This is a genomic window from Thermoanaerobacterium thermosaccharolyticum DSM 571, assembly GCF_000145615.1.
GTDB classification, from domain to species: domain Bacteria; phylum Bacillota; class Thermoanaerobacteria; order Thermoanaerobacterales; family Thermoanaerobacteraceae; genus Thermoanaerobacterium; species Thermoanaerobacterium thermosaccharolyticum.
The window spans coordinates 2,481,556-2,504,853 of record NC_014410.1 but is presented as its reverse complement, the minus strand read 5'-3'; the positions used below and the strand labels follow the sequence as shown (position 1 = coordinate 2,504,853).

Annotated in this window: 19 protein-coding genes; 18 read left to right on the top strand and 1 reads right to left on the bottom strand. The window is 34.5% G+C overall.

Going from position 1 to position 23,298, the window contains the following annotated elements; genetic code table 11:
• Positions 1-284 precede the first annotated feature (284 nt).
• From xylA to TTHE_RS12325, 13 genes are all read left to right on the top strand, one after another.
• Positions 285-1,604, top strand: a complete 1,320-nt coding sequence (gene xylA / locus TTHE_RS12385; RefSeq protein WP_013298905.1) for a xylose isomerase — start codon at positions 285-287, stop codon at positions 1,602-1,604.
• Positions 1,605-1,671: 67 nt separating this feature from the next.
• Positions 1,672-3,174 (top strand): xylulokinase, encoded by a 1,503-nt coding sequence (xylB, locus tag TTHE_RS12380; RefSeq protein ID WP_013298904.1) that lies wholly within the window; start codon positions 1,672-1,674, stop codon positions 3,172-3,174.
• Between the two features lie 406 nt (positions 3,175-3,580).
• Complete coding sequence (gene xylF / locus TTHE_RS12375) at positions 3,581-4,687, top strand: D-xylose ABC transporter substrate-binding protein (RefSeq protein WP_013298903.1); 1,107 nt, start codon at positions 3,581-3,583, stop codon at positions 4,685-4,687.
• Positions 4,688-4,751: 64 nt separating this feature from the next.
• A complete protein-coding gene (locus TTHE_RS12370; protein WP_041587611.1) occupies positions 4,752-6,272 on the top strand; it encodes a xylose ABC transporter ATP-binding protein in 1,521 nt (506 codons plus the stop codon).
• A 2-nt stretch (positions 6,273-6,274) separates the two neighbouring features.
• Positions 6,275-7,441, top strand: coding sequence for a sugar ABC transporter permease (locus TTHE_RS12365; protein ID WP_013298901.1), 1,167 nt, complete (start codon positions 6,275-6,277; stop codon positions 7,439-7,441).
• Positions 7,442-7,590: 149 nt separating this feature from the next.
• Entirely contained in the window at positions 7,591-9,705 is a 2,115-nt protein-coding gene (locus tag TTHE_RS12360) for a beta-glucosidase (RefSeq protein WP_013298900.1), read from the top strand.
• A 182-nt stretch (positions 9,706-9,887) separates the two neighbouring features.
• On the top strand, positions 9,888-11,090 hold the full coding sequence (locus TTHE_RS12355) for an ROK family transcriptional regulator (protein WP_013298899.1): 1,203 nt from the start codon (positions 9,888-9,890) through the stop codon (positions 11,088-11,090).
• Between the two features lie 145 nt (positions 11,091-11,235).
• A complete protein-coding gene (locus TTHE_RS12350; protein ID WP_013298898.1) occupies positions 11,236-12,852 on the top strand; it encodes an MBL fold metallo-hydrolase RNA specificity domain-containing protein in 1,617 nt (538 codons plus the stop codon).
• Between the two features lie 132 nt (positions 12,853-12,984).
• The gene (locus tag TTHE_RS12345; protein WP_013298897.1) at positions 12,985-14,010 is read left to right on the top strand and encodes a LacI family DNA-binding transcriptional regulator; all 1,026 of its coding nucleotides are present in this window, start codon (positions 12,985-12,987) and stop codon (positions 14,008-14,010) included.
• Positions 14,011-14,041: 31 nt separating this feature from the next.
• A complete protein-coding gene (locus TTHE_RS12340; RefSeq protein WP_013298896.1) occupies positions 14,042-14,662 on the top strand; it encodes a bifunctional 4-hydroxy-2-oxoglutarate aldolase/2-dehydro-3-deoxy-phosphogluconate aldolase in 621 nt (206 codons plus the stop codon).
• Between the two features lie 21 nt (positions 14,663-14,683).
• Entirely contained in the window at positions 14,684-15,619 is a 936-nt protein-coding gene (locus TTHE_RS12335) for a sugar kinase (protein ID WP_013298895.1), read from the top strand.
• A gap of 67 nt (positions 15,620-15,686) precedes the next feature.
• On the top strand, positions 15,687-16,055 hold the full coding sequence (locus tag TTHE_RS12330) for a hypothetical protein (RefSeq protein WP_013298894.1): 369 nt from the start codon (positions 15,687-15,689) through the stop codon (positions 16,053-16,055).
• On the top strand, positions 16,052-16,348 hold the full coding sequence (locus TTHE_RS12325) for a colicin immunity domain-containing protein (RefSeq protein WP_013298893.1): 297 nt from the start codon (positions 16,052-16,054) through the stop codon (positions 16,346-16,348). The genes TTHE_RS12330 and TTHE_RS12325 overlap by 4 nt, the downstream gene beginning before the upstream one ends.
• Positions 16,349-16,647: 299 nt before the next feature.
• Here TTHE_RS12325 and TTHE_RS15170 read toward each other — a convergent pair whose 3' ends face one another.
• Positions 16,648-16,755, bottom strand: a complete 108-nt coding sequence (locus TTHE_RS15170; protein WP_231292763.1) for a hypothetical protein — start codon at positions 16,753-16,755, stop codon at positions 16,648-16,650.
• A gap of 497 nt (positions 16,756-17,252) precedes the next feature.
• On the opposite strand from TTHE_RS15170, the gene TTHE_RS12320 reads away from it, so the two are divergent.
• The 5 genes from TTHE_RS12320 (at position 17,253) to TTHE_RS14445 (ending at position 22,970) form a co-directional block, all read left to right on the top strand.
• Positions 17,253-18,578, top strand: coding sequence for a purine-cytosine permease family protein (locus TTHE_RS12320; RefSeq protein ID WP_013298892.1), 1,326 nt, complete (start codon positions 17,253-17,255; stop codon positions 18,576-18,578).
• Positions 18,579-18,582: 4 nt separating this feature from the next.
• Entirely contained in the window at positions 18,583-19,668 is a 1,086-nt protein-coding gene (locus TTHE_RS12315) for a DUF917 domain-containing protein (RefSeq protein WP_013298891.1), read from the top strand.
• 14 nt (positions 19,669-19,682) lie between these two features.
• Positions 19,683-21,254: a hydantoinase/oxoprolinase N-terminal domain-containing protein gene (locus TTHE_RS12310; protein ID WP_013298890.1), complete on the top strand. Its 1,572-nt coding sequence runs from the start codon at positions 19,683-19,685 to the stop codon at positions 21,252-21,254.
• A 601-nt stretch (positions 21,255-21,855) separates the two neighbouring features.
• Entirely contained in the window at positions 21,856-22,233 is a 378-nt protein-coding gene (locus tag TTHE_RS12305; RefSeq protein ID WP_013298889.1) for a hypothetical protein, read from the top strand.
• Positions 22,234-22,757: 524 nt separating this feature from the next.
• The gene (locus tag TTHE_RS14445) at positions 22,758-22,970 is read left to right on the top strand and encodes a hypothetical protein (protein ID WP_041587486.1); all 213 of its coding nucleotides are present in this window, start codon (positions 22,758-22,760) and stop codon (positions 22,968-22,970) included.
• Positions 22,971-23,298: the final 328 nt, after the last annotated feature.

The following is a 23,298-nucleotide window of genomic DNA, read 5'->3' as shown; positions in this document are numbered from 1 at the left end:
GTCTATAATGATATCAAACAGATAAATGGTGCCATTTCTGTTAATGGAATTAAAACTTCCTTCTATTAGCGAAATCGATATGTCCAGATAAATCTACAATTGATGATGAAAAAATAAATTATCTAATAAAGTTTGAAACTTTAAAATATGATTAATCGCATTGGTTTGACTGGCTTTTATTTTTTTTAAAATTTTTTATTTTAAAGAAGGATTTTTCAATTTTGTGTAGAATATATAATATATAAGTTTGTTGGCTAAACAAACAATAAAAAGGAGGACATAAGATGAGCAAATATTTTGAAAAAGTATCAAAAATTAAATATGAAGGACCTAAATCAAATAATCCTTATGCATTTAAATTCTACAATCCAGAGGAAGTAATCGATGGAAAGACAATGGAGGAACATCTTCGCTTTTCTATAGCTTACTGGCACACGTTTACAGCAGATGGGACAGACCAATTCGGAAAAGCAACAATGCAAAGGCCGTGGAATCACCTTACAGATCCTATGGACATAGCAAAGGCTAGAGTTGAAGCGGCATTTGAGTTTTTTGACAAAATTAATGCACCTTTCTTCTGCTTCCATGACAGAGATATAGCACCAGAAGGTGATACATTAAGAGAGACCAATAAAAACCTGGATATCATCGTTGCCATGATAAAGGATTACTTGAAGACCAGCAAGACGAAAGTTTTGTGGGGCACTGCAAACCTATTCTCAAATCCGAGATTTGTACATGGCGCATCAACATCCTGCAATGCTGATGTTTTTGCATATTCTGCAGCGCAAGTCAAAAAAGCCCTTGAGATTACTAAGGAGCTTGGAGGACAAAACTACGTATTCTGGGGCGGAAGAGAAGGATACGAGACACTCCTTAATACAGATATGGAGTTAGAGCTTGATAATTTTGCAAGATTTCTACACATGGCAGTTGATTATGCAAAAGAAATCGGCTTTGAAGGACAATTTTTGATTGAGCCGAAGCCGAAAGAACCTACAAAACATCAATACGACTTTGATGTAGCAAATGTTTTGGCATTCTTAAGAAAATACGACCTTGATAAATATTTCAAAGTGAATATAGAAGCTAATCATGCAACATTAGCAGCTCACGACTTCCAACATGAGCTAAGATACGCAAGGATAAACGGAGTATTAGGGTCAATTGATGCAAATACAGGCGACATGCTTTTGGGATGGGATACGGACCAGTTCCCGACAGATATACGCATGACGACACTTGCTATGTACGAAGTCATAAAGATGGGCGGATTTGACAAAGGTGGACTCAACTTCGACGCAAAAGTCAGAAGAGCCTCATTTGAGCCTGAAGATCTTTTCTTAGGACATATTGCAGGTATGGATGCTTTTGCAAAAGGCTTCAAAGTGGCTTATAAGCTTGTAAAAGATGGCGTATTTGACAAGTTCATTGAAGAGAGATATGCAAGCTACAAAGATGGCATTGGCGCAGATATTGTAAGTGGTAAAGCAGATTTCAAGAGCTTGGAGAAATATGCATTAGAGCATAGCGAGATTGTTAACAAATCAGGTAGACAAGAAATGCTTGAATCAATACTCAATCAGTATTTGTTTACAGAATAATGAAACATGAGGGGGGATAAATGTTTCATTATTCCCACCCTCTATAACATTTTATGGAGGTAAATATATGTATTTTTTAGGGATAGATTTAGGTACGTCATCAGTTAAGATAATACTGATGAGTGACAGCGGAAGCGTTGTATCTAGCGTTTCAAAAGAATATCCTGTGTATTATCCGGAACCTGGGTGGGCAGAACAAAACCCAGAGGACTGGTGGAATGCGACAAAAAATGGGATAAATGAATTAATCTCAAAAAGCGGTGTAAAAAGCGGCGATATAAAAGGTATAGGCTTAAGTGGACAAATGCATGGGTTAGTGCTTCTTGATAGAGACAATAATGTCATCACACCTGCTATACTTTGGTGCGATCAGAGGACACAAGAGGAATGTGATTACATTATAGAGAAAATAGGGAAAGAAGGTCTTTTGAAGTACACAGGTAATAAGGCATTGACAGGATTTACTGCTCCAAAGATATTATGGGTAAGAAAACACCTTAAAGATGTGTACAGCAGAATTGCTCACATTCTATTGCCTAAAGACTATATAAGGTTTAAATTGACAGGTGATTACGCGACAGAGGTTTCTGATGCATCAGGAACACTCCTATTTGACGTCAGCAATAGAAGATGGTCAAAGGATATGATAGACGCATTTGATATACCTGAAAATGCGCTTCCTAAGTGCTATGAATCGACTGATGTAACTGGATATGTTACAAAAGAAGCGGCGGATTTGACAGGACTTGAAGAAGGTACAATTGTTGTAGGTGGAGGTGGCGATCAGGCTAGCGGTGCTGTCGGTACTGGAACGGTGAAAAGTGGTATAGTGTCAGTTGCTTTAGGCACATCTGGTGTTGTATTTGCATCACAGGACAAGTATGCAGCAGACGAAGAATTGAGACTTCACTCATTCTGCCACGCTAATGGCAAATGGCATGTGATGGGTGTAATGCTGTCAGCAGCATCTTGCCTTAAATGGTGGGTCGACAATGTAAATAATTACAGCAACGAGGCTATGACATTTGATGGACTTCTTGGGGAAGCAGAAAAAGCACAGCCGGGAAGTGATGGGCTTGTGTTCTTGCCGTATCTTATGGGCGAGCGTACACCATACAGCGACCCTTATGCAAAAGGAAGCTTTGTAGGATTAAGCATAACACATAATAGAGGCCATATGACAAGGTCCATATTGGAAGGTGTTGCATTTGGGTTGAGGGACTCTCTTGAGCTCATTAAAGATCTTAATATACCTGTTAATGAAGTCAGAGTAAGCGGTGGCGGTGCAAAGAGCAAGCTTTGGAGGCAGATCCTTGCAGATATATTCAATGTAAGAATAGATATGATAAATGCTACAGAAGGACCATCATTTGGCGCTGCTATAATGGCATCTGTAGGTTATGGGCTTTATAAAGATGTGGATGAAGCTTGTAGCAAGCTTATAAAAGTAACAGACAGTGTATACCCGATACAAGAAAATGTTGAAAAATACAACAAGCTTTATCCGGTTTACGTAAGCTTGTATTCAAAATTAAAAGGTACATTTGAAGAGATAGCGAAGTTAAGTTAAAAAAAAGAAATTTGATAGTGAAAAAATTCATCATAGTACAAGGGACATTAATAATAACTAGATAGATTTCGGTTTGAATTATTAGTAGTAAAGTAGTTCAATCAACATTGGATAAAAAAACAAAAATAATAGTATAAATTATTTGTTCCTTGTACTTCCCTTTATTATGTTTATTTAAAAAATTAATAAATAAAAGTAATTATATCTAATAATAAAATTCTTTATTTAGTAAATGCTTACAAAAATAATTGATAAATCCAAAAACTTTATTTAATTTTTTACGATAAGTCCAATATAAGGGGGTGTTAGATGGATAATATAGATTAATGTCTTTTAAAACTTAAAAATAACATAAGAGTTTTTGACTACCGCAAAAAATTATTGATAAGAAAGGGGAATTTTAAGGATGGGTAAAAATGCAAAAAAAGCTTTGTTGTCGGTGATACTTATACTTAGTATGTTGTTTACGTTTTCGGCGTGTGCTACAACAAATCCTAATCAATCAAAATCTAATAATCAAACAAGCCAAACGACCAATACATCTGACAACTCAGGCAAAATTAAAATTGGCTTTAGTTTTGATACTCTAAATCTAGAGAGATGGCAACATGATAGAGACTATTTTGTTCAAAGGGCTAAAGAGTTAGGAGCTGATGTATTAGTACAGTCAGCTAATAGTGATTCACAAACACAATATTCGCAATGTCAAAATTTAATAGCGCAAGGCATAAAAGTTTTAGTAATAATTCCACATGATGGAAGTGCAATAGCACCAATCGTTGAAGAAGCTCATAAAGCTGGAGTAAAGGTTTTAGCATACGATAGATTAATTATGAACGCAGATGTAGATGCATACGTGTCGTTTGACAATGAAAAAGTTGGTGAATTACAAGCTGAAGCAATAACAAAACTGGTACCAAAAGGAAATTATTTCTTACTTGAAGGTTCACCTACAGATAATAATGCTAAATTGTTTGAACAAGGTCAAAAGAAGGTTTTACAACCGTTAGTTGATAAAGGCGATATAAAAATAGTTGGAGAGCAATGGGCGCAAGATTGGCTTACACAAAATGCTTACAATATTATGCAAAATGCACTAACAGCTAATAACAATAAAATTGATGCAGTAGTTGATGCGAATGACAGTACTGCTTTAGGAGCGATTAGGGCTTTACAAGAACAAAATCTTGCTGGAAAAGTTGCAATATCCGGTCAAGATGCTGATCTAGCAAATTGTCAGTTGATTGTTGAAGGCAAACAATCAATGACTGTGTATAAGCCAGTAAAGGAAGAAGCAACAAAAGGTGCTGATGTAGCGGTTGCCTTAGCAAAAGGTGAAGACATCAATGCAAACGGAAAGGTCAATAATGGAAAAATTGACGTACCATCTGTATTGCTTACACCTGTAGCCGTAGATAAGAACAATATGGTAGATACTATCATAAAAGACGGATTCCATAGCCTTGATGAAGTTTATAAAAATGTTCCTAAAGATCAATGGCCAAAACAATAGTTATTAAAAATTATTTAGGGGAGTGAAAAACTCATTCCCCTAATCAAAAAAGGTAGGGATGGATATGGGTGATTTCATACTAGAAATGAAAAATATAACAAAGGATTTTTCCGGTGTTAAAGCTTTAGACAATGTGAATTTGAAAGTCAAAAAAGGAGAAATACACGGACTATGTGGTGAAAATGGTGCGGGAAAGTCAACACTTATGAAAATTTTAAGCGGTGTATATCCATATGGTACTTTTTCTGGAGAGATAATATTTGATGGAAAAGAATTAAAATTAAATAATATTAAAGATGCAGAAGATGCAGGGATAGGTATAATTTATCAGGAGTTGTCATTAGTTAAAGAATTGTCTGTCAGTGAAAATATATTTATTGGGAATGAGCCTAATAAAAATGGGATAATTGATTTTGACAGGATGTACTATGAAACTAAAATCTTACTTGATAAATTGAATTTGAATATTAATCCTAATGTACCAGTAAAGAATTTGGGCATTGGACAGCAACAATTAGTTGAAATTGCCAAAGCTTTATCTAAAAATGTTAGCTTGTTGATATTGGATGAGCCAACATCATCTCTTACAGATGCTGATGTTGAGATATTGTTTAATATATTAAGACAGTTAAAAGATAATGGTGTTACATGTATATATATATCTCATAAATTAAATGAAGTAATGGAAATAACGGATCGGATAACAGTTCAGAGAGATGGAAAAACAATAGGTTCAGAAGATACAAAAAATCTTACAGAGAGTGAAATTATAAAAATGATGGTTGGGCGTGAACTTACGAATCTTTTCCCAAAAGAGGAACATCAAATTGGAAAAGAAATATTGGAAGTAAAAAATTTCAGTGTTTATGATTCGAAATCATCTAGCAAAAAAATTGTAGACAATGTCAGCTTTACTTTAAAAGAAGGTGAGATATTAGGAATAGCAGGCCTTATTGGAGCTGGAAGAACTGAACTTGTTTCTAGTATTTTCGGATCATATCCAGGAAGACATGAAGGTGAAATCTATTTAGAAGGTAAAAAAATTAATATAAGAAATCCTGATGAAGCCTTGGATTATGGAATTGCAATGGTTCCAGAAGATAGAAAAGGTCAAGGGTTAATAAATATATTATCTGTAAGAGATAATATGACATTATCTAATATAGAAAGTTATAAAAATAACTTTGGCTCAGTTGACGTAAATAAAGAAATAGTGGATGTTAAAAAATATATCGAAATGTTGAAAATAAAAGTTTCACATTTTGACTTAGCAGTAAAAAATTTAAGCGGTGGAAATCAACAGAAAGTGGTTTTGGCTAAAAATTTATTAAGAAATCCTAAAATATTGATATTAGATGAACCTACTCGTGGAATTGATGTCGGTGCAAAATATGAGATATATAAATTAATTTATGAATTGGTTAAAAGCGGTATTTCAATAATAATGGTATCATCAGAACTGCCAGAAATAATAGGATTAAGTGATAGAATTGTCGTAATGCATGAAGGTAAAAAGAAGGGTGAATTTGTCAATAAAGATGTCACTCAAGAAATGATAATGCAATGTGCGATAGGAGGTAAATAACAATGGTGAATTCGAAAGGTTTTAAAGAAAATAATGTATCGATAAATAAAAAATTTTCATTTAATTTAAAATTATATACGATGATAATAGCATTAGTCGGTATTTGGATTATTTTTGCAATTGCTACAAAAGGTGACTTTTTAACTTCTAGAAATATGTCAAATCTTTTTAGGCAAATGGTTTCTACGGCGGTTTTAGCCATAGGGATGGTTTTTGTAATAATAGCTGGTCAGATTGATCTTTCAGTTGGATCGCTTTTAGGTCTGACTGGTGGTATAGCTGCAATTGCTAATGTCTGGTTTCATATTAATGGCATCCTTTCAATAATTATTGCGTTAGCGATTGGTTTGATTTTAGGAACGTGGAATGGCTGGTGGGTAGCTTATAAAAATGTTCCATCGTTTATTGTAACGTTAGCAGGCATGCTGGTATTTAGAGGAATATTGATTGGTATAACTAATGGTTATACTATAGCACCATTGAGTAGTGATTTTCAGTTTATAGGTCAAGCTTATTTAACTCCAGTAAGTGGCTATTTACTCGGTATAATTGTATTACTAGTAGGAGCCTATACTATATATTCACAAAGGAAATCAAAAATTAAGTATGGGTTAGAAGTTTCACCTTTTTATTTAGATATTGCTAAAATAATACTTATGATTGTATTGATTGGACTATTTGTATTCACGCTAAATTCCTATAATGGAATTCCTTTTTCAGTATTAATTTTGGCGATTTTAGTTGCAATATTTACTTATATTGCATCAAAGACAGTTTTTGGGAGAAGAGTTTATGCATTAGGTGGTAATATCGAGGCTGCAAAATTATCAGGTATCAATGTTAAGAAGATAACACTTATTTTATTTGCAATTAATGGATTGCTTGCAGCAGTATCAGGCGTTGTTCTTACATCAACTTTAAATGCTGGATCAACATCTGCAGGTCAGAATGCGGAGATGGATGCAATCGCGTCTTGTGTAATTGGTGGAGCAAGCCTTATGGGAGGCGTTGGATCAGTTATTGGTGCTATAATAGGCGCATTAGTTATGGCAAGTATCAACAATGGAATGAGCTTACTTAATTCCGCACCATTTTGGCAATATGTTGTTAAGGGATTGATATTACTATTAGCTGTTTATGTAGATGTAGCCTCGAAAAATAAAGAATAACGTTGGAATTAAATTTATATAGTTTATAGATATTGATATAAAGGATTTGATTTCAAAAAACAGGTTCACCTCTTAACCTTTATATGAGGTGAACTCTTAATTATTGTGAAGAATGATATTGTTTTAGAAATGAGAGGAGGACTAGAAATATGAAGTGCACAAAGGAATACAGATTGTCTTATACAGACAGGGCAAAAAAGATAGTGGAAAAGATGACTCTTGAAGAGAAAGTGTATCTTATGAGCGGCAAAGTAAGCCTTAAGGATTTGATTAATGATGAAGCAAATGGCAATCATTACAATTATGTACCATATCCTGCTGGTGGAAATGAGAGGCTTGGAGTGCCTGAGATGAAGTTTTGCGATGGACCAAGAGGAGCAGTGCAGGGGAATAGCACATGTTTTCCTGTGTCAATGGCAAGGGGTGCTACATTTGATACAGATCTAGAAGAGCGCATTGGAAGGGCAATTGGAAGAGAGATTAGAGCACATGGCGGGAATCTCTTTGGCGGTGTCTGCATAAATCTTCCTTATAATCCTGGGTGGGGAAGAAGCCAGGAAACTTACGGTGAAGAATCCTTTCACATAGGACAGATGGGATCTGCACTTGTAAGAGGTGTTCAGGAAGAGAATGTCATTGCATGCATAAAGCATTTTGCTTTTAACAGCATGGAAAGGTCGCGGTTTAAAGTAAATGTCACTGCAGACAAGCGGACTGAAAGAGAGGTATACCTCTCGCATTTTAAAGACTGCATTGATGCAGGGGCTGCTTCTGTTATGAGTGCGTACAATCTCTATCAAGGCAAACACTGTGGCCACAGCGATTACCTTTTAAACAAAGTATTAAAGGGCGAATGGGACTTTGATGGCTTTGTGATTAGCGATTTCTTCCTAGGTGTTAGGGACACTGTAGAAGCAGCAAATGCTGGTATGGACATAGAGATGTGCCATACATTGTACTTTGGAGATAAGCTAATCAAGGCAGTGAAAGAAGGAAAGGTAAGTGAAGACAGGATAAACGATGCAGCAATACGCATTGTTAGAACGCTTTTGGCATTTACTGAAGCAGATGATAAAGAGTACAGTAAAGATGTGATAAGCTGTAAAGAACATATAGATTTGGCTTTAGAAGCTGCTGAAAAATGCATGACACTTATGAAAAATGACGGCGTGCTTCCGTTTTCAAAGGATAAGTCAAAGCGTGTAGCTGTTCTTGGAAGGCTAGGAAATATTGGGAACATTGGCGATTACGGCTCCAGCAGAGTATATCCAAAATACGTTGTTACACCATTAGAAGGTATAAAGAAGCTTTTGCCTGATTCTGAAGTAGTCTTTTACGACGGCGATGACTTAGAGAAAGCAAAGGAGATAGCAAAGTCGTCTGATGCAGTAATATTCGTCGTTGGATATGGTCCTCACGATGAAGGTGAGTACTCTGATACTATTGCAGATGAGATACTTGGCAAAGATGATCCTATGTTGAAGTCAGTAGAAGAGGCAGGGGGCCAGATAAGTGTAGGCTCTGAGACTGGATATGGCGGGGATAGAGTAAAGTCGCTGGGCCTTCACAAAGATGAAATAGAGCTTATAAAAGCTGTAGGACCTATAAACAAAAATTCAGCCGTCGTTTTGATTGGTGGCAATATGATTATGATAAACGAATGGAAGGATGACGTATCTGCTATACTTATGGCTTATTATCCGGGAATGGAAGGGGGCACAGCCATAGCAAAGACGCTTTTTGGCGATGTAAATCCAGGCGGAAAATTGCCATTTGTCGTCCCATACAGGGAAAGCGACCTTCCTCATGTAGATTGGGATACTAAAGAGCAACATTATGGATACTATCACGGATATGCAAAACTGGAGAAAGAAGGCATAGAACCTCTTCTGCCTTACGGTTTTGGACTTTCATATACAACATTTAGCTTCTCGAATGAAAAATTTGGTGTAGATGGGGATGAAGTTGTTGCATCGTGCGATGTTCAGAATACTGGTAGTATGAAAGGCGATGAAGTTGTACAGATGTATGTGGGATTTAAAAACTCATCTGTAGATAGACCTGTAAAACTTTTGAGAGGATTTAAATGTATTACGTTAAATCCAGGTGAGAAGATGGCAGTGGAAATAAGATGCCCAATCGAAAAGCTAAAGTGGTTTAACCCAGATACAAATGAATGGGAACTTGAGCACATGGATTATGAAGTTTACATCGGTAACAGCAGCTCAAATAAGGATTTATTAATGGGGAAGGTAACATTATAAAAATTTTTAATGAAGATAAAAAGAAAGTGCAGTTTCATAGGAAAATTTTCGTCAAATTGTTAAACTTTTAGACGCGTTTTTTGATTATTATGTCAAGATTATATCATTGAGTAAACGCACTTTAATATGGTATAATATGAAATTAGGTTGTTGGTGAAAACGAAGTAATGTAAGGTGATTTGATGATAACAGGTGACCAGCTATTAATTAAGCAAATTAACAAATCTATTGTTCTTAATACAATACGCAAAAAAGGCATAATATCAAGAGCTGATTTGGCGAATATAACAGGTTTAAATAAATCAACCGTATCATCTTTAGTCGATGAGCTTATAAAAGATGGCTTTGTAGAAGAAGAGGGTCCCGGTGAGTCAAAGGGTGGCAGAAAGCCTATAATGCTCATGATAAACAGCCTGGCTGGCTGTGTTGTCGGCATTGACCTTGATGTAAATTATATACTTGTGATCTTGACAGACATACTTGCAAATATATTGTGGCAAAAGCGTATAAATCTAAAGATTGGCGAAGAGAAAGAAGATATCATAGGTAAGATAATTGACCTCATAGATGAGGCTATATCGAATTCTCCAAAGACTGTAAAAGGCGTATTGGGAATAGGTATTGGCGTACCTGGAATTACAGACTACAAGAGAGGAATTGTGCTAAAAGCTCCAAATCTAAAATGGGAAAATGTAGAGCTTAAAAAGATTATCGAGGAAAAGTTTCATCTAAATGTCTATATTGATAATGAAGCTAATACAGGTGCGATTGCTGAGAAATGGTTCGGTGTAGGTAAAAATGCCAGAAATTTTGTTTATGTAAGTGCTGGTATAGGGATTGGCACAGGAATTATAATCAATAATGAATTGTACAGAGGATCTTTTGGCTTAGCTGGTGAGATGGGACACATGACGATTGATATAAATGATCATCTGTGCAGTTGCGGCAATAGAGGATGTTGGGAAAATTATGCATCAGAAAAATCATTATTCAGCTATATAAAGGAGAAGTTAGAATCCGGCGAAAAGGATGAGTATTTAAAAATTGATGATTTAGATAAATTAGATATAAATGATATTATAGATATTGCAGAAAAAGGCAGTAGCCTTGCAAAAAGATCGATTGAAGAGATATCAAGAAATTTAAGTATAGGCATAGTAAATATTGTAAATACTTTTAACCCGGACCTGGTCATAGTAGGAAATACGCTGTCTGGAATTGGCGACTATCTATTAAAGATGATAAGAGAGTATATAGATAGCAAATGTCTTGTATCGAGATACAACGACGTTGCAGTTGAAATATCAAAATTAGGAATGTTGGATCGGGCTATAGGCGCTGTGACGCTTGTAATATCAGAACTTTTTTCATATCCAGGATTATAAAAAGCAGATTTAGGCTTTTTAAGCTTAGATCTGTTTTTTTTTATTAAAAGATTTACAAAAAGTATTGTATAATATAATTAAGACTATTATTAAAAAGATGAATATTTTTATCAATTTGAAGCTTTTTTACGAGAGGAGAGATACGATGAAGATTACATTTTTAGGTGCTGCAAAAGAAGTAACAGGTTCTTGCTATCTTGTAGAAACTGAAAGTACGAAATTTCTGGTAGATTGTGGTATGTTTCAAGGAAGTGAGATAGAAGATGAATTCAACTATCAGGAATTTGCATTTGATGTAGATGAAATCGACTTTATGCTTTTGACACACGCACATATAGATCATAGCGGAAGGATTCCGCTTCTATATAAACGAGGTTATAAAAAGAAGATTTATGCAACTAAAGGTACTGTAGATCTTTGTGAATACATGCTGCAGGACAGCGGTCATATACAGCAGATAGAAAATGAGTGGAAAAACCGCAAAAGGAAAAGAGCAGGAAAACCGCTGAGGATGCCGCTTTACACTGCTGATGATGGTAAAGCAGCTATGCAGCTTTTCTGCGGTGTCGATTATGATGAGATAATAGAGCCGTCTTTAGATGTGAAAGTTAGATTCAATGATGCAGGCCACATGCTGGGTTCATCTATACTTGAAATTTGGGTAAAAGAGGGAGATAAAGAGACAAAGATAGTATTTTCAGGTGATTTGGGAAACAAAAATATTCCGATTTTGAGAGATCCCACTATTATAGATGAAGCTGATTATCTTGTGTGTGAATCTACATACGGTGACAGACTCCACGAAGATGTTGGTGACAAGGCAAAAAAGCTTATGGAGATCATAAAAAAGACCATATCAAGAGGAGGCAATGTAGTCATTCCATCATTTGCTGTTGGAAGGACACAGGAACTTTTATATGAAATACATAAGCTTGATGAAGAACTTTATAAGGACGAGATAGAGTACATAAGCAAGGTACCTGTTTATGTTGACAGTCCTCTTGCTACATCTGTTACAGGCGTATTTAGAAAACACTTAGATTATTTTGATGAAGAGGCAAGAAGGTATGTTGAAAATGGAGATTATCCATTAGATTTTCCCAATTTGCACTTTACTCATTCCGCAGAAGAATCGAAGGCATTGAATGACCTTAAAGAACCTGTCATCATCATTTCAGCCAGCGGCATGTGTGAAGCTGGGCGCATAAAACATCACTTAAAGCACAATCTTTGGAGGGCTGACAGCACCATAGTATTTGTAGGCTATCAGGCTAAAGGTACACTGGGCAGGAGGATATTAGACGGTGAGAAGACAGTGAATATCTTTGGAGAAGAGATAACGGTAAATGCAGAGATTGAAAATATAGATAGCTTTTCAGGACATGCGGATCAGAAAGGTTTGATAGACTGGATATCCTCATTTAAGAGAAAGCCTAAGAAAGTATTTATTGTCCACGGCGAAGACAAAGCACAGAAAGTGTTTTCAGATAAAATAAGAGGTGAGCTAAATATCGATACTGTTATTCCGTCCAAGTATGATACTTACGACTTTGATGCAGATACGATAAATATAGCTGAAATAGCACTGCCTTCTGAAGATGAGATATTGAATAAGATAGAAGAATTGAGAGATGAAAACGAGAAAGTATTGACAAAGCTTAAAGATATAATAAGCAAAAATAGAGGTAAAATCAAAGAAGTCAATGGAGATTTGGCAACATTGTCTGATGTTTTAACAAGGCTAAAAAGAAGGTTTAGCTAATTACTATGCGCCATAGTGCGCATTTTTTATTGTAATTGATAATAAAAAGAAGGATTTTTAAAAATTATGTAGAATATATTATATATACCGGTTTCGTAAACTGGTTTCTAAAAAACAAATGTTGGTGATGATATGAGCAATGATAACTTTAAAATTACGATTGATTATGTAGCGAAAAAAGCTGGCGTCTCAAAGACGACCATTTCGCGGTTTTTAAATGGTCGCTATGAGTACATGTCGGATGCAACAAAGGAAAACATCAAAAAGGTCATAGATGAACTTAACTATAGACCTAATAATTTAGCTCGCAGTTTAAAACTGAATAGGTCAAACCTTATAGGTGTTCTTGTGTCTGACATAGGCAACCATTTTTCGTCTATCCTTGTGAAGGGTATAGAGAGAGTCTTAAAAGAAAACGGGTATAATTTAATAATAGCCAGCACAGATAATGATGCTACAAAAGAAAGAGAGTACATCTTATCACTTTTAGACAACAATGTAGACGGGCTTGTAATAAACACCGCTGGAGGCAATGACGAGTTTTTGATAGGACTGTTTAAAAAAGGCTTACCTGTAGTATTGGCTGATAGAAGCATAAAAAATACGGTATTTGATACCGTTGTTGTCAACAACTACGAAGTTACGTCGGAACTTGTTTTGCACCTAATAAAAAATGGATATGAGAGAATAGGTTTTTTTACCGAAAGGATAGGTGATATAAGCACACGTACGGAAAGAAAACAAGCATTTTTAGACGTTTGCAAAAAATACGGAATAGATAACAACAATTTGATATTTGAAGTAGACGATGATTTAAGCAAAATTGAAGAGAATATAGTATCAATGATTAAAGATTGCAGGAAGTGCAGGACGGCATTATTTGCTGTAAATGGTGTTGTGCTTTTAAATGTGCTACAAGTTATAAATAAACTGAATTTAAAGATACCTGATGACATTGCTGTGTGCGGATATGATGATTGGGGTTGGGCATCACTTATACCTCCGGGTATTACTACTATATCGCAGCCGTCATACGAAGTTGGGGAAGAATCCGCTAAAAGGTTAATAGCAAGGATAAATGGTGGTGATGAGATTAAACCGCAGAAGCTAGTCCTTAGGGCAGAGCTAGTAGTAAGGGGATCTACCAGATCTCATTAAATAAATATATTAAAATGAAAGGATGAGTTTTATGAGTTTTAAAGAGATAAAAGAAAAGACAAAAGGTGGGATATTTTCAGTTATAAGGTGTAAAGACTATGAATTGGGAATGAAGATGGCAGAAAAGGTAATAGAATGCGGTATAAACATAATAGAAATAACATATACCGTTGAAGGCGCTGGGAAATTAATAAAGGAGCTAAAAAAGAAATATCCTGATAAAATAGTAGGTGCTGGAACAGTATTGGAATTGAGCCAGGCAGAGGAAGCTGTAGGAAATGGAGCAGATTTTGTTGTTACTCCTTGTATTGTTGAAGAAGTCGCATCATACTGCAAGAAAAATGATGTATTTTTCTCAATGGCGGCTGCAACGACGACAGAGATGTATAAAGCTTACAAGATGGGATCAGAAGTTATAAAGCTTTTCCCAGGCGAATTCGTAGATTCAAAGATAATAAAGTCTCTTAAAGGGCCTTTTCCATTTCTTGAATTTATGCCTACAGGCGGTGTAAATGACGAGAATATTAATGAATGGTTTGAAAACGGTGCATATGCGGTTGGTGTTGGAGGATATCTGACAAAGGGAATAAACTTTGACAACCTGGACCTTTTAGAGGAAAGAGCAAAGAGGCTCGTAAATGCAGTAAAGTAGATTAGATAAGTAGGTGATATTTTGGCAGAAGTTTTATTGGTTGGAGAACCTATGGCATTATTTATAGCTGAGGAAGAAGGGACGCTTGATAGAGTAAACAAGTTTACAAAGGCATTGGCAGGAGCAGAAGCAAATGTTGCAATAGGTTTAAGCAGGCTTGGGCATACTGTAAAGTACATTACGAGGCTTGGCAATGACCCTTTCGGAAAGTACATTTATGAAAAATTGTTGGAAGAAGAAATTGATGTTTCATCTATAAAGTTTACCGATAAATATCCAACAGGGTTCATGCTTAAATCGAAGACATCAAAGGGAGATCCGGATATATTTTACTTTAGAAAGGGTTCAGCGGCATCACACGTGACACCAGATGACATTGACTGCGAACTAGGTGAGCTTAAGCACATACACATTACAGGCATAACAGCGGCCCTTTCAAATGATACATTAGATACGGTGTATAGAATGATTCAGATTGGGAAAGAAAATGGCATAAGGATATCATTTGACCCCAACATACGAAAGAGCCTTTGGAAAAGCGAAGATGAGATGGTGTCTACGTTAAACGACATCGCATCAAGGTGTAATATAGTCATGCCAGGTATAAAAGAAGGTTTTATTTTGACAGGTTCAGAAGAGGTTGATGCCATAGCTGATTTTTACTTAGAAAAAGGAGCAGAAGCTGTCATAATCAAGATCGGAGATAAAGGAGCATATGTTAAGACAAAAGATAAAAGCTTTACTGTAAGCGGATATAAAGTTGAAAAAGTAGTTGACACGGTAGGGGCTGGAGATGGATTTGCAACAGGTGTAATAAGCGGACTATTAGAAGGGCTTACACTTAGTGATGCAGTAAAAAGAGGCAATGCAATAGGAGCAATAATAATTATGTCACCAGGCGACAACGATGGACTGCCGGACAAAGTGACATTAGAGAAATTCATGAAGGAAAATTGATTATGAGTCTTCTCAAAAGTAGTCTGAGAAGGCTTTTTTACTATATAGGTGATGCTTAGAAATTGACGTGAATATATTAAAGCAGTATAATGAACTTATGGAGAAGCAAAACGGTGATATAATGTTAAGAGGGAAGAATTATTCGGAAGAATATAAGGCGAAATTAGTTGAGACTTATAATTATTTTAAAGAAAATGGATATAATTTTACTGAACATGCTTTAAATAGAATATTAGGTCGGATGGGACAAGGTAAAATATTTTCTATAGAGGATGTTTTAGATACTTTAACAAATGGCAAAAAATATCAAGAACCTGATGGCACGATTGTTAGATTTAAGAATAATTTATCAGTGCATATAGCGAAGGATAATGGAGATATTAAAACCGTAATAGCGAGAAAGAGACCTAAACCAGATTGGAGGGAGATTGAATGAAAGCGGTAGAGTGTTTAGTTGAATTGGCTAATAAATATTTAATAGGTGAGATAGATGCAAAATCATTTTCTGAGAAGTTCGAGTCATATTTCTATGAAACGGAAGAAGCTATCTATGATTATGATAAAAAAATTTATAATGTATTAGATAATATACGGGAAGCAATAGCATATTATGAGTCGGATGCAAACATTAGAGAAAAAACCAAGTATTTAATCGGTGATGATGAATTAAATCATAAAGTCAAAATAAATCTTGAAAAACTTAAAAATATTAGCATTAAAACTGCATAGATAAACTAAACCGCTAAGACGTAATAGGTCGAGGCGGTATTTTTATGTTCAAATATCTATAGATGAGAAAAATTGATAACAAAATTATCATCAAATAGATGCACTACGCTTATGCTGATTGTAGTTGTTCTAAATTTTATCAATAGGTGCTTTATTGTTAACTTGTTCATGTATCCATTGAATACGATGATTTTGTACTTCTTTACGAACCATTTTTATTCCTTGCCCCAATTTACAATATTCGCTGCCCGAAGTCGTACAATACAGGTATGTCAATGATATAAGCTATAATAATTTATCTATTTTGATTTTGTTGAGCGTACTTGATACGTATTTAGCCCAAGATTGTTTTTTGTTTGCCTGAAGAATATTTCTATAGGCCATCTTTGATTATAGTAATTTAGAATTGTCTTGGTGTCTAATTCAGTATCAGTACAAATAAATGCATGTAGAGCATTTTGATTTTTAAAAGCTTTCTCAGGCTAGCACAATACTACTACATCATTATCTATCCCATTTAAGGCTCCTTCATAGCGGCAAAATTTAATTTCATTGAGTACTGGATTATTGATGAATTTTCTGTTCTTTTATTATGAGACATTTGCTCCACTCCTATGATTAATATTGTTATAGGGTAAAAACATGTTAATACCATAGAAGCGAGTATTTGTCTCTATTTTTATTAAATTTTTTCATGTAAGTTTATTATGGCAATTTATGTTAGTGAATTTTCTCATCTATAGCAAATATAATAATTTTTTTATATATTAAAATATCTTAATAAAGCAAATATATTTTCTTGAAAAAATTCTTATAAATGGATACCTTATAAGGATAAGGAATTTAAGCTAATAATTATTTTATTTCTTGTTTAAAATTTAACTTAAAGGGGGATTGTCATTTAATGAAAGGTGAAGACTTTGCTTTATCAAGAGTTCCTGCTGAGGCACGTCGCCCTATGTGGGAAGTATTTTTAATTCGTTTTGGAGCTGTGGTTACTCTTTCTCAATTTATTGTTGGCGCTGAACTTGGATATGGTATGACATTAAAAGAGACATTAATAGCCACATTACTTGGTGCTGTGCTTTTAGAAATTATAAGTTTCTTATGTGGAGTTGCTGGAGCGTGGGAAGGATTATCTACCTCACTATTAACGCGATGGAGTGGTTTCGGTAGATTAGGTTCAAGTTTAATTGGTTTAATTATTGGCATTTCATGTATAGGGTGGTTTGGAGTTCAAAATTCTGTTTTTGCCGAAGGTGTAAATCAGGCTTTAGGTGGTATTATTAATGTTAAAATTTTGATGTTTTTAACAGGAATATTAGTTACTTTATTAGTGGTTTACGGCTATAAAATGTTAAGCTATACTGCTAGTATTGCTGTACCAGGTTTCATAATAGCAATTGGCATTGCAACTTATAAATTATTGAGTAAGTATGATATAAATACACTAATGAATTCAATGCCACCAGGTCCTCACCTGAGTCTTGGGACTGCTATTACAGTAGTAGCTGGTGGATTTATGGTAGGTGCTGTTATAACACCTGATTTGTCTAGGTATAATCGTAATGGGAAAGATGTTTTTTGGATGACAATTTTAAGTATTTTTGCGGGAGAACTTTCGGTAACATTTCTAGCAGTTCTAATGTCTCACGCAATTAAGAGTGCAGATGTTGTAACTATAATTCTCAATCTTGGTGGCTGGATTGCTGCTGCATTAGTTATACTATCAACTGTTAAAATAAATGATTTGAATCTTTATGCAGCTTCGTTAGGAATTTCTAATTTTCTAGATGCTGTATTTGGCATAAAGATAAATAGAGCTTTTTTAACGATTATTATTGGACTTTTAGGTACATTAGGTTCCATCTTAGGAATATTGGATAAGTTTGTTGCATTTTTAACTATACTTGGTATCGCAATTCCACCTATTGGAGGAATTATGGTAGTAGATTATTTTATTTTAAGAAGATATCGTAATGAGTTAATAGAATCAAGAAAACAGGGGCAATTGCCAGAAGTTGTAGAAGATTGGAATCCAATTGCTATAATTAGTTTAGTTGCAGCTTTTCTAATTGGATACTTCTTCAAAGGTGGTTTAAATCAAACATTAAATTCATTGCTATCTGGTATGATTTTATATTATTTATTGATGAAGGCATATATGATGTTTATGCCGGATAAAGGAGCAAAATTTATTCAAGAAAATATAATTGGAAAGGAAGAATAACGAAATGAAAAAAATTGATGTGCAAATGGTTGAAGATATTGCTACCGGTGCTGCACTTCTTGGAACTGGTGGCGGGGGAGATCCGTATGTTGGCAAGTTGATGGCTATACAAGCTTTGAAGAAAAATGGCCCAGTAAATTTGATTGATATAGACGAAGTGCCTGATGAAGCATTAATAGTTCCAGCAGCAATGATGGGAGCTCCAACAGTATTAGTAGAGAAAATACCATCTGGCAAAGAAATTTTTAAGGCTTTTGATAGTTTAAAAAGTTATCTTGGTGATGAAATTTTTGCGGTTCTTCCAATTGAAGCAGGCGGTGTTAATTCAATGATTCCAATAGCAGTTGCTGCTGAAAAAAAACTTCCTCTTATAGATGCTGATGGAATGGGAAGAGCATTTCCAGAACTACAAATGGTTACATTCCATTTATATGGAGTATCTGCAACACCAATGGTTTTAGCTGATGAAAAAGGTAATTCATTATTACTTAATACTATAAATAATTTTTGGACAGAAAATATTGCAAGAAATGCGACGGTAGTTATGGGCGGTTCTGTAATGGTAGCTATTTATCCAATGCGTGGTAAAGATTTAAAAAAGGCAGGAATTCGAAATATTGTCACTAAATCAGCTAAAATTGGACAATCAATTAGAGAAGCTAGAAAAAATGGAAATGATCCCATTGAAACACTTTTAAATACAATAGAAAGTTATGTTCTTTTTAAAGGTAAAATCAATGACGTTATACGACGTACTACAGGTGGATTTGTTCGTGGAGAAGCTCATATTGAAGGTATTGATCAATATAAGGGTGAAACAATGACAATAAATTTCCAGAATGAAAATTTAATTGCTCGTCGAAATGGAAAAGTTGTAGCAACAGTGCCTGATCTTATATGCACAGTAGATGCACATACAGCAACACCTATTACAACTGAAGGATTACGTTATGGACAACGAATATGTATTCTTGGTATTCCATGTGACAAAAAGTGGAGAAGCGAAAAAGGTATAGCAACTGTTGGGCCACGCTATTTTGGATATGATATAGATTATGTTCCTGTCGAAGAATTGATTAAAAATTGTTGAGGAGGCATTATGAAATGGAATATCGTATTGGAATTGATGTAGGTGGTACTAATACTGATGCAGTAATAGTCGATGAAAATTTACAATTAATAGAAAGTGTGAAAATACCAACAACAAAGGATGTTACTAGTGGAATATTAGAAGCAATGGCAAAAGTTGCAGAAAAAAGTAAAGTTGATCGTGATAAGATAAAGTATGCTATGCTTGGTACTACACACGCAACAAATGCTATTGTAGAACGTAAGCGGCTTTGCAAAACAGCAATCATTAGAATAGGGTATCCTGCAACAGAGGCTATTATGCCATTGGTTGGTTGGCCAGAGGATTTAGTCGAGGCAATAGGAATTTATTATTATCTTATTGAAGGTGGACACGAATTTGACGGAAGACAAATAAATGATTTAAACGAAAACGAACTTAGAAAAATTGCTTCAGATATTAAAGATAAAGTTGAAAGTATTGCAATAATATCTGTATTTTCTCCAGTAAATAATCAGCATGAACTAAAAGCACAGGAAATTATACGCGAAATACTTGGTCCGATACCAATTTCTCTTTCTCACGAAATTGGTTCTTTAGGTCTTATAGAAAGAGAAAATGCTACTATATTGAATGCAACTTTAGTTGATGTTGCAAAGACAATAGCAAATAGCTTTAAAGAAGCGTTAAATCGTGAAGGAATAACAAATGCAAAAATATTCCTTTGTCAAAATGATGGTACATTAATGTCAAGAGAATATGCAATGCGCTATCCAATTTTGACTATTGCCTGCGGGCCTACAAATAGTATTAGAGGAGCAGCTTTTTTAAGTAATTTTGATAATGCTATGGTATTAGATGTAGGTGGTACTACTAGTGATGTAGGTGGTACTACTAGTGATGTAGGTATTCTTAATCAGGGTTTCCCCCGTGAATCTTCTATTGCTGTAGAAATTGGTGGAGTTAGAACGAATTTTAGGATGCCAGATTTAATTTCAATTGGACTTGGCGGTGGGACTATTATTCGTGAAGATAATGGAGAAATTAAAATTGGACCTAATAGTGTTGGTTATAGAATAACCGAAGAAGCGCTTGTTTTTGGCGGAAAGACAATAACAGCTACCGACATAATAGTGCGTTTGGGGTTAGCTGATATTGGAGATAGAGACAAAGTTAAAGATTTGCCATTAGAATTTGCTGAAAAAGCATATATTAAAATGCAGAATATGATTGAAGATGCAATTGATAAAATAAAAACAACTAAACAACCGCAACCTCTCATTCTAGTTGGTGGAGGTAGTATTCTTGTTGGTGATAAAATTAATGGAGCAAGTCAGATAATTCGTCCTCAAAGTTTTGGTGTGGCAAATGCTTTAGGTGCAGCTATTGCACAAGTAAGTGGAGAAGTAGACCGTATTTATTCTTTAAGCAATATGTCGCGAGAAGATGCTTTGGCTGACGCAAAGAAAATAGCAACTGCAGAAGCTGTTAAAGCTGGAGCAGATGAAAAATCAGTAGATATTGTTTATGTTGAAGAGGTTCCACTTGCTTATCTTCCAGGTAATGCTGTAAGAATTCGTGTTAAAGCTGTAGGTGACTTATTATAATTTTAATTTATTAAATTTGACTTCAAAAAATATATATGTTTTTTGAAAAGAGGCTATTGCATAACTAACATAGTGTTAGTATGAAATAGTCTCTTAATTTTAATCTAAATAAACCTTTTATTTCACGAAATATAAAATTAAGCAAGATAAAGGATTAATAATGATTAAATAATTTTCTATATTCTATATTATCAAAAAATTCTACTATGAAAAAATACAGTGTGGAAAGAGTATTTTAAAGCCGTATACATGCGTTGAAAATGTCCTTATAACAATTGCCGCAAAACATATTAATGCTGAATATTTTAAGGATGACAGTTTAGAGCATTATGCTTTAAAATTTAAAAGGTATGGAAAATGTTAGAATATTAATATCTGTAAAAGAGCAGATATTTTTTATAAAGGAACGTAATAAAACAATTAAATATGCTATAATAATAGTAAAATAAAACAAAAAAAGATTATGCTATGCACGTAATTTACAGCATAATTCTTATAGAAAAATAGCCTACTAATACTTGTGTTAATACCCAAAAGTGGTGAAATTTATTATTTTTTTTGTGATATCTCTAAGTTAGAGAAGCAAGTGGAGGTGAGAAAATTGCCGGCCTTAAAAATAACAGCAAATATGCTGACAATAGGAAGAGCTGGAATAGAAGTTATTATTGGGCTTTTAGGGATTTTAAAAGGGAAGCTTGCTTTAAAAAATGTTGCGTTACTTCTTATTGCCGTATGGTTTAGCGATGTAGCTAGTGGCTTTTTAGCTAGGTCTTTAAAAGTGAAAATTAGAGATTGGATTGGCGAGCATGATCTTTATGCAGATATGACAGTTTCTACAGGAGTTTTATATTATTTAACTTCTTGTAGATATATTCTAGTAGGTGTTGGATGTGCAATATTTATAATATCTACAGTTTTGATGTATCATTTTCATTCAATTGCTTTAGCAGAAGACTACAGGCTATCCCTTATGTGTTAATGATATACATGTGCTTTACTAATTTTCCTATATTTGAATTTTTAATTTTAGCATTTTTACTAATATTGATGATTATAACTTGACCACGCTTTCCAAGATAAAAAATTCCAGGGTTTTAAATTGGGATAAAAAATATAATTAAGAACTAGTCGCTTTTTATGGATGTTTTTCAATATGAAGAGTTATAATTTTTAAAGCGAATATTATAACTTGTAAATAAATTTTTTTAACAGTAGTTATAAATGCTAAAATAAAATTGAGCCAAATAAAATACCAGTAATGATAAAGAGTGATCCATATTAATCAAAAAAACTGTATTGTGGAATAAAAAACTTGATACAGGAGGATGAAATGAATATTAATGTAGACCAATATTAGTATATCAGATATCTATATAAAAGATAAAGACTATCACAAAGAGCTATAGAAAAAAACTGAATATATCTAGAAAGAATACCGTTAGAAAATATTGTAAAGGTGAACATATACCATGGAAACCACAAAAAACACATTACAATTCTCCTGTGATAGATCCAATAAGACCAATAGTTCAAAAATGGCTCACAGAAAATGGATTTGCTCCGGAAAAGCAGAGACATACAGCAAGTCACATATATCATAGATTTATTGAAGAATATGACTTTAAAGGTGGAGGATCTACCATAAGACAATTAGCGAGTGAAATTAAAAACAAGAGTGCGCTGCGCTTGTGCGACAATCCTGCCACAGTGAGGTAGGGAAAACGTCGCGTTCTTTGTGAGTGATAACTGATTTACTGAAATCTGAATGGGAGTTTCTCTGCTACACAAAATTAACACTAAGGTCGTATAAGGGTAAGCTGAGTTGGAATGCAGGAGAACCTGTACTTGAATGCAGCGACTTTATGAAATATACAGAAAGTCGAATGCACATATTAGCCTATGCTGTGAAAATACAGACTAAGGCTAAATGGAACTAGACGATTAGTAAACCGTAATAATTCTCGAAAGGCTAATTTTGGAAGTTTCTAAAGGAAAAGACATAATGTAATACAACATTAGTACCAGTATTTTAAGTAATAAACCA

Excerpts from the sequence above, each read along its gene's own strand:
- xylA (WP_013298905.1), top strand. The coding sequence starts at position 285 with ATGAGCAAATATTTTGAAAAAGTATCAAAAATTAAATATGAAGGACCT.
- xylB (WP_013298904.1), top strand. The coding sequence starts at position 1,672 with ATGTATTTTTTAGGGATAGATTTAGGTACGTCATCAGTTAAGATAATA.
- xylF (WP_013298903.1), top strand. The coding sequence starts at position 3,581 with ATGGGTAAAAATGCAAAAAAAGCTTTGTTGTCGGTGATACTTATACTT.
- TTHE_RS12370 (WP_041587611.1), top strand. The coding sequence starts at position 4,752 with ATGGGTGATTTCATACTAGAAATGAAAAATATAACAAAGGATTTTTCC.
- TTHE_RS12365 (WP_013298901.1), top strand. The coding sequence starts at position 6,275 with ATGGTGAATTCGAAAGGTTTTAAAGAAAATAATGTATCGATAAATAAA.
- TTHE_RS12360 (WP_013298900.1), top strand. The coding sequence starts at position 7,591 with ATGAAGTGCACAAAGGAATACAGATTGTCTTATACAGACAGGGCAAAA.
- TTHE_RS12355 (WP_013298899.1), top strand. The coding sequence starts at position 9,888 with ATGATAACAGGTGACCAGCTATTAATTAAGCAAATTAACAAATCTATT.
- TTHE_RS12350 (WP_013298898.1), top strand. The coding sequence starts at position 11,236 with ATGAAGATTACATTTTTAGGTGCTGCAAAAGAAGTAACAGGTTCTTGC.
- TTHE_RS12345 (WP_013298897.1), top strand. The coding sequence starts at position 12,985 with ATGAGCAATGATAACTTTAAAATTACGATTGATTATGTAGCGAAAAAA.
- TTHE_RS12340 (WP_013298896.1), top strand. The coding sequence starts at position 14,042 with ATGAGTTTTAAAGAGATAAAAGAAAAGACAAAAGGTGGGATATTTTCA.
- TTHE_RS12325 (WP_013298893.1), top strand. The coding sequence starts at position 16,052 with ATGAAAGCGGTAGAGTGTTTAGTTGAATTGGCTAATAAATATTTAATA.
- TTHE_RS12320 (WP_013298892.1), top strand. The coding sequence starts at position 17,253 with ATGAAAGGTGAAGACTTTGCTTTATCAAGAGTTCCTGCTGAGGCACGT.
- TTHE_RS12315 (WP_013298891.1), top strand. The coding sequence starts at position 18,583 with ATGAAAAAAATTGATGTGCAAATGGTTGAAGATATTGCTACCGGTGCT.
- TTHE_RS12310 (WP_013298890.1), top strand. The coding sequence starts at position 19,683 with ATGGAATATCGTATTGGAATTGATGTAGGTGGTACTAATACTGATGCA.